Source organism: Paenibacillus polymyxa (assembly GCF_001719045.1).
Classification (GTDB): domain Bacteria; phylum Bacillota; class Bacilli; order Paenibacillales; family Paenibacillaceae; genus Paenibacillus; species Paenibacillus polymyxa_B.
The window spans coordinates 2,595,070-2,610,752 of record NZ_CP015423.1; the positions used below are offsets into that span (position 1 = coordinate 2,595,070).

Genomic DNA, 15,683 nt, shown 5'->3' on the forward strand with positions numbered 1-15,683 from the left:
CACAAAATAAAAGAGACATGTTTAATTCCTGACACAAAGGTTAATAGATACACGTACCCGCTTTACTAAAATTCGATGAGGAGTGATTGAACATGGCTAACAACAACCAAAATGGCAAAATGAGTCGCGAAGAGGCAGGACGTTTAGGTGGAGAAGCTACTGCTAAAAATCACGACAAAGAATTTTATCAAGAGATTGGCGAAAAAGGTGGCGAAGCCACTTCCAAAAGTCATGGCAAGGACTTCTACCAGGAAATTGGTGAAAAAGGCGGCGAAGCCACTTCCAAAAACCATGACAAGGAATTCTATCAAGAAATCGGACGCAAGGGCGGCGAAGCCCGTGGCAACTCAGACCAAAGTGATAGCGACGGGAAAATGAGCAGGGAAGAAGCTGGCCGTAAAGGCGGCGAAGCCCGCGCACGTCAGCGTAGAGATAACTGACAATAGGGAGTATGTGGTCAGTGCAATTGCAATGTAGAGGCACAGACTGCATATAAACATGAAGTATAGTGGACGTTTATGTTATAAAAGCCTATCTGCCGAAACAACGGCAGATAGGCTTTTTGTGTGAAAGTTACTTTCGTCAACCGATCATACGCCTTACAATATACATAAACAGGTTAATTAACCAATCATACATATTTTATTACAAATGAACGAATATATCCGTCAGATTCTTTTCTCACGTCATCCTACTTATTGCGAACAAGACAACAAGGACTAACACAGCCCTTGGTTAAAGCTTCATGGATACAAAAGAGTGCATGCAACTCAAGTCAAATATTCCTGCATTCCGGCTGTTAAGATGGAGTCGAAAGGGAAACCTCGTGTACGAAACCCACCCTTCATTTTAAAAAAAACAATGGAGACGTTATGAGAATGGTGGAGGAGAGGGCTTGGAACTTTGACCCTAGCAGCCTGGGGTATGAATGGGATGAGGAAACAAAACAAGATTATCAGCGGCATTTCCCAGAAGGATACGGATACGCAGTGTTACGTCCAGTGAAAAAAAAGTGAAGAGAAAAAGAACCCCAAGAAGCCGCTACGATCAGGATGCTGTTCATCGTCTTGCTAAAGTCTGTTGAAAAATAATAACAGTTTATTACTAACGGATTCCATTTTGAGGTGCAATACACATCGAATTGACATTGTGGACACAATACGATGTAAATATAGAATAAACCGATCACTGAATCATACAGTGATCGGTTTATTCTTGATCAGCATTTTTATTTTGCAAGTAACTATCAATGATTTCAACCCAATCCGGTAACAACGCCACATGATGTTTTATCGTTTCACTATCTGATTCCAATACAATCACGCCATCTGAGCTGCTGTTGTCAATGACAATTAAATGATTGATAAGTTTAAGATGTAAGAGAAGATTGTCCAGCGAGGTCTGATGCCGTCTTATAATATCAGCGGTATCAATGTGGTGACCCCCATTTCGAACTCGTGCAGCAACTCGCTCGATATTAAGACGATAATCACCAAGGCCCACATAAAACATAATAACTTCAAAGCCCTTTTCTTTTGCCATTCGCATTTGTCGAATCACATTGCCACCAGCAAGTGTCGTCTCTACGGTAAAATCTCGTTTATTTCTTATACAATCCCGCGCTAGCTTAATCGCTTCCTTTCCTGCCGATACTTTGTGTCGATCAGGGTTTTCACGATCAATCCCTCGCGCTAACGCATCTGGATCGATATTAACACTTACACCAAGTTTATCAACGATTAGATTACGAATTGTACTCTTACCACTTCCATTGTTTCCTGCGAATACAAACATAGTAGCAAACGGCTCACTCATGATAAAATATCCTGCTCTTTAATTCGTTCGACTTGACCATTACTGTACTCTTTAACAAATTGACCATCCGACGTTTTGTAGACAATATATGTGCCATTTGCTTTAGCGTCCAGTTTTGCTCTATCTCCAGTTAGTTTGATTAACTTGCCTAGGTCGTGTGTACGATTCATTCAGCCATCACCATCCCATCCAAATCATATATCGAGAGTATATCATAAATCGAAAAGTCTGAAAGAATCCAGCGTCACTCAAATCCATACGAATACCGTACGGCTAAAAATCGTGACAAGTAAATAGGATCGAAATATTGTCTTTTTAATACATTTTAATAAATAAATTTGGAATAAATGCTACCTTCAGTTTTTTTATTCGTCTATAACAACAAATACAATTGCGGAGGTATAGGCAATGAAATCTTTTCGTTTTTGGCTAGTCCTAATCTCATGTCTAGTTATTACTGTAAATATTACGGGGTACGACGACTATAATATACTATTGGCTATCATTAGCCCGCTAGTTTGGATGTATGAATCATTTCGATTTGTGCGAGAGGCAGACATCCCCATAACTATTGTTTACTTCACTACACTAATTTTCTGGTATCTCATTGGATACGCTTTAGACTGTTTGATTAGAAAATTGTTTTAAAGCGATAATCATCAGACAGTGAAAGCATCTTGTCGTAATCGCGACTCATAGAAGCGTTCATATATTCTGAAAATGTCGAGACAGCAGCCTCTTGGGGCTTATCGGGAAGTTTATAAGATTCCTTACCTCCTCCAAAACCTGTAGCAATTACGGTCAAAATCCCTCCTAGGACAACCAAGCAAGCCAACTTATTACGCGATACAATCCTCAATAAATAACCCCCCCTTTGTTGTAAATTTTACCACCTATTTTCAACGTATCTCAACTTACAAAGCCACTGTAAAACGCAGCATAACTTCTTGTAAAATCGCATTCATTTAAATCCAAGGCCATTCTTTTAATATAATTTTATTTTAACGTAAATACTCACTGAATACCTTTGTTACCTTATGTAATGTCGTCTTCCCATCCTGTAAACTAAGTTCCATCAAGCGGTAACCGCTGGATCATAGAGAGGATGAGATATTTATGGGTTTGGATAATAAAGTTTTTGCGATACAAGCTGGTCTGGACGGACGTGTAAATGCAGTTATAGATCAAACCCTTGCCGAGAAGCGCCTGGTCGGCGCAGTCGTCATGATATATATGGACGGTTCACCCGTGTATGTCCGAGCGGCGGGGCTGGCTGATCGAGAAGAACAACGTCCTATGCATGAGGATGCTTTATTTCGGCTTTCTTCTGTATCCAAACCGATTGTATCTACTGCGGCTTTGGTTTTGGCAGCCCAAGGATTGATTAAGCTCGATGAATCTATTGAACGCTGGTTGCCCGATTTTCGCCCCCGATTAATCAGTGGTGAGCAGCCCTCCATTACAGTACGCCAATTGCTGACACATACTGCCGGGTTGACCTATGGCTTTTTAGAGGAAGAAGGCGGCGGCCCCTATCATCGTGCAGGCGTATCAGATGGCATGGATTTCTCAAATCTTACGCTGGAAGAGAACTTGCAACGTTTGGCTTCTGTGCCACTGTTATATACACCGGGTAAAGCGTGGGGATATTCGATTGCTACTGATGTGCTCGGCGCTATCATTAGCCGTGTATGTGGCACAACCCTTGATGCTGCTGTTAGAAAGCTCGTTACCGAACCTCTCGGTATGCACGACACCAGTTTTGCGGTCGCGGATGCTGGACGGCTTGCGGCTCCTTATGTCAACGATATATCAGAACCCCGGCGGATGCGTGAGCTTGAGGTTGCGCAGGTTTTTGAAGGCACCGCAGGACTTCGTTTTCAGCCTGCACGAGCCTTTGATCCCACGGCTTTCCACTCTGGTGGCTCTGGTATGATTGGCAGCGCAAAAGATTTCATGCGGCTGCTGGAAACACTGCGAAACGGCGGCAATCCGTTGCTTTCAGAGGAATGGGTCCGTGAAATGGGCACCATCCAGACCGGGAACCTCCCCTTGGCAGGCTGGCCGGGGCGGGGCTTTGGACTAGGATTCACCGTACTCCAAAATCCCGACGAAAGTGGAACAGCAGAATCACCCGGAACGTGGCGTCTCGGAGGAGCTTACGGCCATTCGTGGTTCGTTGATCCCGCACTAAGACTTAGTGTTGTCGCCTTTACCAATACAGCATTCGAAGGGATGTCAGGTCCGTTTACAACCGAGCTTTGCCAAGCCATTTACGGTAGCTCAAATAGGGTCTAATAAAGTGGGGGTTACATATTTATGGTCTACAGGCGAGGACAGGACAATTAACGTGGTAGAGTGCCCGTGCTTTCCACACTCATCCCCGAACTGCTCCAGCTTGAGCATAGACTCAACCATGACTTTCAGTAAGTAATTTTGCTCGCCGCTGATTCTATGGCACTCAATGACTTCAGGTGCAGATTGGCAAAACTCAACAAATGAATTGCATTGATTCGTGTGCACGAGCACGTGAGCCATGATCGGCTTTCCGACTTTCTCATGTGAAACTATGGCACGATACCCGGTGATAATACCTTTATCCTCCATGCGCCGCACTCTTTCCGTTACGGCAGGCTGGGAAAGCCCAACCTCCTTACCCAGCTCGGTCATGGAGATACGCGCCTGGTTTTGTAGACACAACAAAATTTTATGATCCACTTGATCCATCAAATCAGCCTCCTTAAGTTCAAGGTAATATTACAAAAACACAATTATTATTATGTATTATTTCGAACATTGGCTTATTATTTTATGATTCAATGAAATATTAGCATGCAAAATCAAGGACGTAAAGCAGGAAGACGTGGAAAGGGAATGAAACTAATGAAATATAGTAAGCCCCTGCTTTTCATTGCGCTTGGCCTATTTGGTGTATACACGATTGAGTTCGGTGTGGTTGGCATTTTGCCGGTCATCATTGAACGGTTTCATATTACGGCAGCTCAGGCCGGGTTTCTTGTCAGTTCATTTGCATTGATCATCGCGTTGTTCGGTCCCTTCATGGTGCTATTGATGTCCAGGTTTAACCGCAAGCGAATCATGACAATGTCGTTGTTTGTTTTTGCCATAACAAGCTTGCTGTCAGCCTATACATCCAACTTTTATCTACTAGTGATTTTACGTATCATTCCGGCTCTGTTTCACCCGGTGTATTTCTCGCTTGCCTTTGTCGCTGCCACTGCGTTGTATCCCCCGGAAAAAGCAACGCAAGCTTCCGCCAAGGCCTTTCTCGGCACGAGCATGGGAATGGTACTCGGTATTCCAATTACAGCCTATATCGCCAATCAATTTTCATACGAGGCCTCCTTCTGGTTTACTGCGGTAGCGAATGGGCTTGCAGGGATAGGTATTTTATTTATGCTGCCGGATACACCGCAAGCCGAAATGTTCTCCTATCGGAAGCAGCTTGGCATTTTGCGTAAAGTATCGCTGTGGCTCAATATCGGGGCGGCTACTTTTATTTTTGCAGCCATGTTCTCGGTGTATAGCTATTCTGCCGAATATTTGGGGCAAAATACAGGGATGAGCAGCAAGGTTATCAGTTTTCTGCTTATTATTTTCGGCATCGGCGGAATGCTCGGCAATCTGTTGGCTGGCAAGCTCATGGGCTTGCATAAGGTACGGACCGCTCTTTTTCATCCAGTAGTCTTGGGGGGCACCTATTTGTTGTTGTACGGGATCAGTTCTTCATTTATCCCTACGCTCTTCATCATTATCGTGTGGGGGGCCGTTCATACCAGCGGACTGATTGTCGCCCAGATTTGGGTGATTGATGAGGCCAAAGAAGCTCCTGCGTTTGCCAACAGTCTTTATATCTCGTTTATTAACCTAGGGGTCTCACTGGGCTCGCTGGCAGGGGGGTGGTTTATTGCCAGAGCGGGAATCCATGGGACGCTGTGGAGCGGTTTGCTGTTCGCCATGCTGGCGATGGTATGCATCGGGTCTAAGTTGATTTATCCACGTATTTTGCGAAAATATAAAGGGTTAGATGTGCAAAGCTAAAAAGTTGCAAGAGGCCCAAGCCTGTTATCATAAAAAACCGGTTCAACACTTTGTATGGTGTTGAACCGATTTTTGTTTAAAGATTGATTCCTGCCTGTCGGATTGGATCATGCCCAGCGATCACGATGCTTGCCCCTTCCTGTGCTGCTTCTATGGCTGTTGCCAGCCCTATACCTGCACTGCCGCCACGACGACACGTTGATTATGTAAAGTCACATTATTCTCAGCTCCTTTATAAGTTTTATATCATAACTATTTTTAAGACATACTCATTTTTATTCGTTTGGGCTTTCCTGTACCGTGCTTTTGCGATAGGATGTCGGCGATTGGCCCGACCAGCGCTTGAACTGTCTGCTAAAATGCGCAATATCCCCATAGCCGAGCATATCGGCAATTTGTTGCACCGACCATTGCGGATCAGCCAACAGCAACTTGGCCTCATGCAGCACAAGCTCAGATAGATATACACGGGGAGATACGCCGAAAACGCTACGGAATACACGATTACAATGGGACACGCTAATACCTAGCTCGGATGAAATCCCCTCGATCCCATCCTGTTTTTCCACCGATCCGGCCTGTCCATAAGGCTGATTCACTCTGCCCTGAAGACGACTGGCAATCTGATGGGCAAGCTCTGCCTGTACATATCCACGCCCCGGCAGATGGGCCGCTTCACTGGACACAGCCTCCCACAATGTTGCGAACAGTTCAAACACAGCAGATTGAATTCGCATACGCTTTGCCACCGAATCACTACCTATTCCTATGTCTTCTGGCGTTGAAAGATCGAGCAGCTTGCTCAACGCTGGTCCCATCTGACCTGCTACGGTGCCTTCAGCTGGAAACAGCACCTGCTCCAGACGACTCAGGAGCGAGAGAAACAGCTTATCATCAATGTCGAAATGCATACAAAAATACGTAAATCCCTCTCCGTTACTATGGCTGGAGTGGACAATCCCCGGGCGCAGCAGCACCAGATCACCCTGTCGCTGGGTATAGCTGCAACCATCCACAACCATGATCTGTTCTCCCGCAAGCACGATGTTAATTTCATATTGAGGATGCTCGTGTGGCGGATAGCTCCACTCTCTTCCGACACTTCGTGTATGAATGGCAAACAAATTGACCGTGGTCCGTACATCGGGAAAAAAGAATTCCTCTCCGGCAGCTGTAAGGTCTGGATAACGGGGAAGCTTCGGTAAACGTGGTGACGACATGTTTTCCCTCCTGGCTTACTTACATGGATATACTCCAGTATATCGCTTTCAGCGCGATTTGGATAAATAGTTGAGCGATTTGACAATGGTTCCCCGCCATTTGACATGCTAGGCTCTAAGTGAAGTTAGTCAAAGTTAAACCTTACTATGAAAGGGGTTTCATTATATGTCGAAAAATATATTTTATAACACGCAGCATGCACCGATCGGTTCTTTTTCCAGCTTTACGCTTGGGTTTAAGGGCAATCGCGGCGGACTCGGTTTGGAGCTGGGCAAGCCTGCCGATGAAAATGTATATATTGGGCTGCAATCCAGAGATGGCGGATCATACGAGGCGCTTCCCTTTTTTGCATCCACACAGGATGAAAGTGCCCGCTACGACGTGGAGAAAAAGGGTAAACGAACGGAACCACAGCTTATGGCCTTTGCCGATTCAGACATTACCCGTGAGCTAAAAGCAGGAACGGATACATGGCAGGCTGGTGATTTGACGTTCCGGCTGTACTCTCCTGTTCGCCCGGTGCCCGAGCCGGGAACCGCGGGTATGGATGAGCTGCGAGCAGCGTTGGTTCCGGCGGTATTCGCTGAGCTAACCGTCGATAACACGCAAGGAACTGCAGCACGAAAAGCTTTTTTCGGCTATCAGGGCAGTGATCCGTATAGCGGCATACGCATTATTGGAGAAGATCCGCGCAGGGACGCTACGGATTCTACCCCATTGGAGGGAAGACTCACAGGCATCGGCCAAGGGCGCAGCACAGCCATTGTGACCAACAGTAGAGAAGCGGTACCTGCCAGCGGATTTGCAATGGAGAAGCTGCTTGGGGAGACCATGGCCGAGAATTTATCCTTTGGCCTGGGCGTGACGGGTGCGCTTCTGATGGACGTTCCCGCAGGTGAGAAGCGCACGTATACCTTCGCCATATGCTTCTATCGCGGCGGCATCGTAACGACAGGCATCGAAGCATCGTATTACTATACCCGGCTGTTCAAGGATATTGAAGACGTGGGGAGCTATGCATTGAAGCATTTTACAGACCTCACCGCAGCCTGTGTTCAGGCTAATCGCTGGATGGAGTCGGCTAACCTGAGCCCAGACCAGGAATTCATGCTCGCTCAGGCGATCCACAGCTACTACGGCAGCACCCAACTGCTTAGTCACCAAGCGGACGGAGAACCGATCTGGGTTGTGAACGAAGGCGAGTATCGGATGATGAATACACTCGATTTGACGGCAGATCAGCTCTACTATGAATTGATTTTAAATCCATGGACGGTGCGCAACGAGCTGGAGTGGTTTGTCCAAAGGTACAGTTATCGGGATGAGGTACGCTTTCCGGGAGAGGAACAGACCTATCCGGGTGGTATCACGTTTACGCATGATATGGGCGTGGCCAACGTGTTCTCCCGGCAGGGATACTCCTGTTATGAGCTGGCAGGGATTGACGACTGCTTCTCTTATATGAGCCATGAGGAGCTGGTGAACTGGCTTTGCTGCGCCACGGTATATATCGAGCAGACACAGGATCAGTCATTTACAACACGCATGCTGCCTGTCTTGTGTGACTGCTTCGAAAGCATGCTGCGGCGGGATCACCCCGACCCGGCACAACGAAACGGCTTGATGGGCTTGGACAGCTCTAGAACCCGGGGAGGCGCGGAAATTACGACCTACGACAGTCTGGACGTATCTCTGGGTCAGTCCCGCAACAACATTTATCTAGGCAGCAAATGCTGGGCGGTATATGTTGCACTGGAAAAAATATTTGCCTCAAAAGGGCTTGACTCCCTCTCACAGGAGGCTGGCTTACAGGCGGACAAATGCGCAGCCGCAATCACAGCACATATGACAGACAAGGGCTATATTCCTGCAGTTATTAAGGAAGGCAATGACTCGCAGATTATTCCTGCCATTGAGGGGCTGATCTTCCCTTACTTTACAGGATGTGAGGCTGCGCTTAAGCCTGATGGACGGTTCGGTGGATATATCCAAGCACTGCGGCGCCATTTGGAAACTGTACTGGTACCGGGAGTTTGTCTGTTTGAAGACGGAGGCTGGAAGCTGTCCTCGACCAGTAACAACTCCTGGCTGAGCAAAATCTATCTGTCACAGTTTATTGCCCGTGAGTTGCTGGAACTGCCTTGGGAAGAAGCTGGGCAGGCCGCAGACGCTGCCCACGTCTCATGGCTCCTTCACCCTGAAGAATCCTATTGGTGCTGGAGTGATCAGATACTCTCCGGTATTGCTCACGGCAGCAAATACTATCCACGCGGAGTTACTGCTATTTTGTGGCTGTATGAAGGCAACGGCAACCGTCTGACTCTCCCTGAGCATATGAGTCAGGATCAGAAACAGCATGTCTGAGGATCATCTTCACCTGCCCAAAAGGAGGCTCCAAAATGAGCAAGCTTATGGATATGCCAAAAGAGAGCGGCTATGCGGCTTGGCTGCATTACAGCCGCAATAGTAAGGTAGAAAAGCTGCCCGCTTGGTGTAAGGTCATCGTGGTCCATGAGACAGATGAAGTGCTTGAATCGGCTGCGAGTGAGCTTCAGCACGGATTGACCTCCATGTTTGGACAGCAGCCGAAGATCAGCGCCGTTCCTGTGAATGCGCCATTCATTGCGCTGGGTACGTTCCCAGCGCATCCTTTGGTCGCAGAACGATTCAGCGCAGAGGAACAGGCAGAAGTGGGTGCAGAAGGCTACCGAATTCGCGGGATAGAGATGCCAGATCCGGCATATTCAGCTTCGCATGGTAACGATGAGTTCAAAGGACAATACGTTACAGTCGCAGGGCAGACCTCCAAAGGCGTATTGTACGGAGTCTTTCATCTGCTGCGCTACCTGCAGGGAGGACTAGATGGGAAGTTGAAGCCCACCACCGAATCATTGCACGCCCCCATTCTAGACCAATTATCCAACCCTGTTAATTCCATCCGCATGATCAACCACTGGGATAACATGGATGGTAGTGTTGAACGTGGATATGCGGGCGGATCTATTTTCTACGACAATAATGCCTTTACTACAAATATGGAGCGCCTGCGAGACTATGCCCGTCTGCTCGCTTCTGTAGGCATTCAAGCACTATCCATCAACAATGTGAATGTCCATCAGGTAGAAACCGAGCTGATTACAGATAAATTCCTACCGGATGTGGCTAAAGTAGCTGCGGTGTTTCGCGCCTATGGCATACAGATCTACTTGAGCATTAACTATGCCAGCCCTATTCAACTCGGCGGGTTAACCACCGCCGATCCCCTGGAACCTGCTGTAGCTGAATGGTGGCAGACCAAAGCCCAGGAAGTTTACGCCGCCGTTCCTGATCTGGGTGGTTTTGTGGTCAAAGCCGATTCCGAAAATCGGCCTGGACCGTTCAGCTACGGACGCCATCACGCCGATGGAGCCAATATGCTGGCAGATGCATTGCAGCCCTATGGCGGACGCGTGATTTGGCGCTGCTTTGTCTACAACTGCAAGCAGGACTGGCGCGATCGCAAGACGGATCGGGCCCGCGCAGCCTTTGACCATTTTAAACCGCTGGATGGACTGTTTCGAGAAAATGTCATTTTACAGATCAAAAATGGTCCTATGGATTTTCAGGTACGGGAGCCTGTCTCCCCCCTATTCGGTGCGCTGGAATCCACTCAGGTACTGCTGGAATTTCAAATTGCGCAAGAGTACACCGGCCAACAGAAGCATCTATGTTACCTTGTTCCGCAATGGAAGGAAGTATTGGATTTTGACACCTACGCCCAAGGAAAAGGCTCCACCATCAAGCGTATCGTGAGTGGCGTTCTGCATTCTCCCAAGCATACCAACTATGGAATAGCCGCTGTATCCAATATTGGTGCAGACACCAATTGGACCGGACATTTGCTCGCCCAGTCCAATCTTTATGGCTATGGCCGGTTGGCATGGGACCCGGACCTGTCCGCAGACGAAATCGCTGACGAGTGGGTTCGTCTGACGTTTGGCAGACAAGGGAATAGCGACGGCGACACAGATTTGATTTCTACCCTTAAGCAGATGCTGCTCGATTCATGGAATATCTACGAATCCTACACCGCCCCTCTCGGGGTCGGCTGGATGGTCAGTCCCGATCACCACTATGGGCCGGATGTAGACGGGTACGAATATTCTATGTGGGGCACCTACCATTTTGCTGATTGCCGGGGGATCGGGGTAGATCGCACGTCCGCAACCGGAACGGGCTATGCAGGACAATATTTTTCTCCCAATACTAATATCTACGAATCTACGGACACCTGCCCGGATGAGCTGCTTTTATTCTTTCACCATGTTCCTTATACACACTTGCTCCACTCCGGCCAAACTGTCATACAGCACATTTATGATACCCATTTTGAAGGTGCAGAACGTGCGGCCCATCTCCGAGACACATGGGTTAGTCTACGAGGGCAACTGAATGATGCCATGTATGAACAGGTGCTGAAGCGGCTGGAGCATCAGACTGAGCATGCCAAAGAATGGCGGGATCGGATCAATACGTATTTCTACCGTAAAAGCGGTATTGCCGACCAGAAGGATCGCCCTATTTATTAAGCAAGCTGCCTCGGCAATACTTTCATACAGACTGGAACAAGGCTTCTCTACGCCTAGGTTCGCTTTCTCCTATACTGGCATTGTCTATCCGCACATCATTAAAAGGCATGCGTCTTACTCAGACCTATGCCTTATTTTTTTGCCTGGAAACTTTTAAGCACACGGTTGCTTACGTAAAATGTCATATTTGTCCACTCTGAGTGTGCAATAAATTCTTCTTTTTATGCAACCGCTTGCTTTATACTATTTTTGTAGACGTTTACAAAATGTTGTCGAATTAGACTATGCTTTGGGGAGGATGATCGGTTTGACCTTGTATCGAAGTCTATGGAAAAAAGGGTGTATGCTTCTACTAAGCCTTGTGCTGTCTCTGACCGCCTTCATTGGCTCACCCTCTAATACGGCGAGCGCTGCGGTTGCAGATGATTTTCAGGCTTCCGTTATGGGGCCGCTGGCGAAAATTAATGACTGGGGTTCCTTTAAAAAGCAACTGCAAACGTTGAAAAACAATGGCGTGTATGCCATCACTACCGACGTCTGGTGGGGCTATGTGGAGAGCGCAGGAGATAACCAGTTCGATTGGAGCTACTACAAGACCTATGCAGATGCCGTGAAAGAAGCGGGACTGAAGTGGGTTCCTATCATCTCAACGCATAAGTGTGGAGGAAATGTGGGAGATGACTGCAACATCCCACTGCCAAGCTGGCTGTCGAGCAAGGGCAGTGCAGATGAAATGCAGTTCAAGGACGAAAGCGGTTTTGCCAATAACGAAGCCCTCTCTCCATTATGGAGCGGGACTGGTAAACAATATGACGAGCTATATGCCTCATTTGCTCAAACCTTTGCTAGCTACAAAAGCATCATTCCCAAAATTTATTTAAGCGGTGGGCCCTCTGGAGAATTGCGATATCCTTCATACTATCCGGCAGCGGGATGGAGTTATCCTGCACGGGGCAAATTCCAAGCCTACACTGAAACAGCCAAAAGTGCGTTCCGCACGGCCATGAATGAAAAGTACGGATCAATGGACAAGATTAATGCAGCATGGGGTACCAAGCTGAGTAGCCTTAGCCAAATCAATCCGCCGACCGATGGGGACGGATTTTACACGAATGGAGGATATAATTCCACGTATGGAAAGGATTTTCTGTCGTGGTACCAAAGTGTGCTTGAGAAGCATCTAGGTGTCATCGGAGCAGCTGCCCACAAAAACTTCGATTCTGTGTTCGGTGTCCGGATCGGGGCCAAAATTTCCGGTCTGCACTGGCAAATGAACAATCCTGCCATGCCGCACAGCACAGAACAAGCGGGTGGATATTATGATTACAACCGTCTCATTCAGAAATTCAAGGATGCCGATCTAGACTTGACATTTACTTGCCTGGAGATGAGTGACAGTGGCACAGCACCGAATTATTCGTTGCCGTCCACCCTGGTTGATACTGTCTCCTCCATCGCGAATGCCAAGGGTGTTCGCCTGAATGGTGAAAATGCACTCCCGACAGGCGGCAGCGGCTTCCAAAAAATCGAGGAGAAAATCACGAAGTTCGGTTATCACGGGTTTACGTTATTGCGCATCAACAATCTCGTCAACAATGATGGCTCACCAACCGGTGAGTTGAGTGGATTCAAACAATATATCATCAGCAAAGCCAAGCCTGACAATAATGGCGGTACAGGCAACAAAGTAACGATATACTATAAAAAAGGCTTCAACTCGCCTTACATTCACTACCGTCCTGCTGGTGGTAGCTGGACTGCTGCACCGGGTGTGAAAATACAGGATGCCGAAATTAGCGGCTATGCTAAAATTACCGTCGATATCGGTTCTGCCTCCCAATTGGAAGCCGCTTTTAACGACGGCAATAACAACTGGGACAGCAACAACACCAAAAACTACTCCTTCAGCACGGGCACTTCTACGTACACGCCCGGTAATAGTGGCAATGCAGGAACGATCACTTCAGGCGCTCCATCGGGCGCGAATCCCGGGGATGGCGGCGGTACAACTAACAAAGTAACGGTATACTACAAAAAAGGCTTCAACTCACCTTACATTCACTACCGTCCGGCTGGTGGTAGCTGGACTGCTGCACCGGGTGTGAAAATGCAGGATGCCGAAATTAGCGGCTATGCTAAAATTACCGTCGATATCGGTTCTGCCTCCCAATTGGAAGCTGCTTTTAATGACGGCAATAACAACTGGGACAGCAACAATACTAAAAACTACCTTTTCAGCACGGGAATTTCTACCTACACACCCGGCTTGAACGGAGCTGCAGGATCTATCCGAACGGGGGCACCTTCAGGAAGTGCCGTCAGCGTAGTGACTTCCACCTACACAACCGACCTCAACGAAGTGGCAGGGCCTATCCAAACAGAAAAACTTTCGGGTGTATCCTTAAATGTAAGCACTTCTACCTACACACCCAATGTTAACGGAGTTGAAGTAACTGCTCAAACGGAGGCGCTTTCGAGCGCCTTCACCTCTATAGATCCGGGTACCCTCTCCAAGCCCACTCCCCTTGGCACAGACTGGAGCAAACAGAGCATTTATTTTATCATGACAGACCGTTTCAGCAACGGAGATACATCCAACGATAATTACGGTGGCTTCAATTCCAACAACAGCGATCAGCGCAAGTGGCACGGCGGCGATTTTCAAGGTATTATTAACCAACTCGACTACATTAAAAATATGGGGTTTACCGCCATATGGATTACTCCGGTAACGATGCAAAAGAGCGAATACGCTTACCACGGCTATCATACGTATGATTTTTATGCGGTAGACGGACATCTCGGTACCATGGACAAGTTCAAAGAGCTGGTTGGTAAGGCACACGACAAAAATATCGCTGTTATGCTGGACGTAGTTCCCAATCACACCGGCGATTTTCAACCTGGGAACGGCATCGCCAAGGCTCCTTTTGACAAAGCAGATTGGTATCATCACAATGGCGACATCACAGGAGCAGACTACAGCTCCAACAACCAATCGAAAATCGAAAACGGTGATGTGGCTGGATTAGATGACCTGAATCAGGACAACCCTGCAACAGCAAATGAGCTCAAAAACTGGATCAAATGGCTGTTGAACGAGTCGGGGGTCGACGGACTGCGGGTGGACACTGTGAAGCATGTACCCAAAGGGTTTCTGAAGGATTTTGACCAAGCCGCCAATACCTTCACCATGGGTGAAATTTTCCATGGCGACCCTGCTTATGTGGGGGATTACACCCGATATCTCGATGCCGCATTAGATTTTCCGATGTATTATACAATCAAGGATGTGTTCGGACACGATCAATCCATGAGAAAAATCAAGGAGCGCTACTCCGATGATCGTTACTATCGCGATGCCCAGACCAACGGTGTATTTATCGACAATCATGATGTAAAACGTTTCCTGAATGACGCCTCCGGCAAGCCGGGTGCTAACTATGACAAATGGCCACAGCTCAAAACTGCCTTAGGCTTTACTTTGACCTCACGCGGGATTCCTATCATCTATCAAGGCACCGAGCAAGGCTTTAGTGGCGGAGATGATCCTGCTAACCGGGAAAACGTTGTGTTTAACGCCAATCATGATCTGTATCAGTACATCGCTAAGCTGAACCGTGTGCGCAACAGCCACCCTGCCCTGCAAAACGGGAGCCAAAAGGAAAAATGGGTAGACGACTCCTTTTACAGCTTCCAGCGCTCTAAAAACGGCGACGAGGCCATCGTACTTATCAATAACTCATGGAGCAGTCAAACCCGCACGATTGGCAACTTCGACAATCTGTCCAACGGTACCCGTCTGACCAACCAGCTGAGCAACGACTCCATTCAGATTAACAACGGTTCGATCACCGTGACTCTCGCTCCAAAGGAAGTTAAAGTTTTCACCAAATAAGTTACATCGAATATTCAATTGTGCTAAAATAAATGGTAGAAGGATATACTAAAAAAAGAGCAAGGATGCTGGTAACATCCCTACTCTTGGCAACAGCCGCTTTGAAGAGCGGTCGGCAG

11 protein-coding genes and 1 pseudogene are annotated in these 15,683 nt (G+C 47.6%); 7 read left to right on the forward strand and 5 right to left on the reverse strand.

Features of this window, described 5'->3' with window-relative positions; genetic code table 11:
• Positions 1-92: 92 nt before the first annotated feature.
• Positions 93-440 (forward strand): KGG domain-containing protein, encoded by a 348-nt coding sequence (locus AOU00_RS11575; RefSeq protein WP_061829502.1) that lies wholly within the window; start codon positions 93-95, stop codon positions 438-440.
• 411 nt (positions 441-851) lie between these two features.
• Positions 852-1,016 (forward strand): annotated as a pseudogene (locus AOU00_RS27585) (AraC family transcriptional regulator); the annotation flags it as partial.
• A 193-nt stretch (positions 1,017-1,209) separates the two neighbouring features.
• Here the strand turns inward: AOU00_RS27585 and AOU00_RS11585 are convergent.
• From AOU00_RS11585 to AOU00_RS11595, 3 genes are all read right to left on the reverse strand, one after another.
• Entirely contained in the window at positions 1,210-1,815 is a 606-nt protein-coding gene (locus AOU00_RS11585) for an ATPase (protein ID WP_061829503.1), read from the reverse strand.
• A complete protein-coding gene (locus tag AOU00_RS26600; protein ID WP_172828283.1) occupies positions 1,812-1,985 on the reverse strand; it encodes a hypothetical protein in 174 nt (57 codons plus the stop codon). The genes AOU00_RS11585 and AOU00_RS26600 overlap by 4 nt, the downstream gene beginning before the upstream one ends.
• A gap of 461 nt (positions 1,986-2,446) precedes the next feature.
• Complete coding sequence (locus AOU00_RS11595; protein ID WP_172828284.1) at positions 2,447-2,620, reverse strand: hypothetical protein; 174 nt, start codon at positions 2,618-2,620, stop codon at positions 2,447-2,449.
• Positions 2,621-2,931: 311 nt separating this feature from the next.
• Here AOU00_RS11595 and AOU00_RS11600 point away from each other — a divergent pair, with 311 nt between their 5' ends.
• The gene (locus AOU00_RS11600; RefSeq protein ID WP_069290662.1) at positions 2,932-4,113 is read left to right on the forward strand and encodes a serine hydrolase domain-containing protein; all 1,182 of its coding nucleotides are present in this window, start codon (positions 2,932-2,934) and stop codon (positions 4,111-4,113) included.
• On the opposite strand, the gene AOU00_RS11605 is transcribed toward AOU00_RS11600, so the two are convergent.
• Complete coding sequence (locus AOU00_RS11605; RefSeq protein WP_069290663.1) at positions 4,099-4,542, reverse strand: Lrp/AsnC family transcriptional regulator; 444 nt, start codon at positions 4,540-4,542, stop codon at positions 4,099-4,101. The genes AOU00_RS11600 and AOU00_RS11605 overlap by 15 nt on opposite strands.
• Positions 4,543-4,698: 156 nt before the next feature.
• On the opposite strand from AOU00_RS11605, the gene AOU00_RS11610 reads away from it, so the two are divergent.
• Positions 4,699-5,877, forward strand: coding sequence for an MFS transporter (locus tag AOU00_RS11610; protein WP_069292038.1), 1,179 nt, complete (start codon positions 4,699-4,701; stop codon positions 5,875-5,877).
• Positions 5,878-6,152: 275 nt separating this feature from the next.
• Here the strand turns inward: AOU00_RS11610 and AOU00_RS11615 are convergent, their stop codons facing one another.
• Positions 6,153-7,097 (reverse strand): helix-turn-helix domain-containing protein, encoded by a 945-nt coding sequence (locus tag AOU00_RS11615; RefSeq protein WP_069290664.1) that lies wholly within the window; start codon positions 7,095-7,097, stop codon positions 6,153-6,155.
• A 166-nt stretch (positions 7,098-7,263) separates the two neighbouring features.
• On the opposite strand from AOU00_RS11615, the gene AOU00_RS11620 reads away from it, so the two are divergent.
• The 3 genes from AOU00_RS11620 to AOU00_RS11630 all read left to right on the forward strand — a co-directional run bounded on the left by AOU00_RS11620 (position 7,264) and on the right by AOU00_RS11630 (position 15,564).
• Positions 7,264-9,462, forward strand: coding sequence for a glycoside hydrolase family 52 protein (locus AOU00_RS11620; RefSeq protein ID WP_069290665.1), 2,199 nt, complete (start codon positions 7,264-7,266; stop codon positions 9,460-9,462).
• A 35-nt stretch (positions 9,463-9,497) separates the two neighbouring features.
• Positions 9,498-11,666 (forward strand): alpha-glucuronidase family glycosyl hydrolase, encoded by a 2,169-nt coding sequence (locus AOU00_RS11625; protein ID WP_069290666.1) that lies wholly within the window; start codon positions 9,498-9,500, stop codon positions 11,664-11,666.
• Between the two features lie 307 nt (positions 11,667-11,973).
• The gene (locus AOU00_RS11630) at positions 11,974-15,564 is read left to right on the forward strand and encodes a family 14 glycosylhydrolase (RefSeq protein ID WP_069290667.1); all 3,591 of its coding nucleotides are present in this window, start codon (positions 11,974-11,976) and stop codon (positions 15,562-15,564) included.
• Positions 15,565-15,683: the final 119 nt, after the last annotated feature.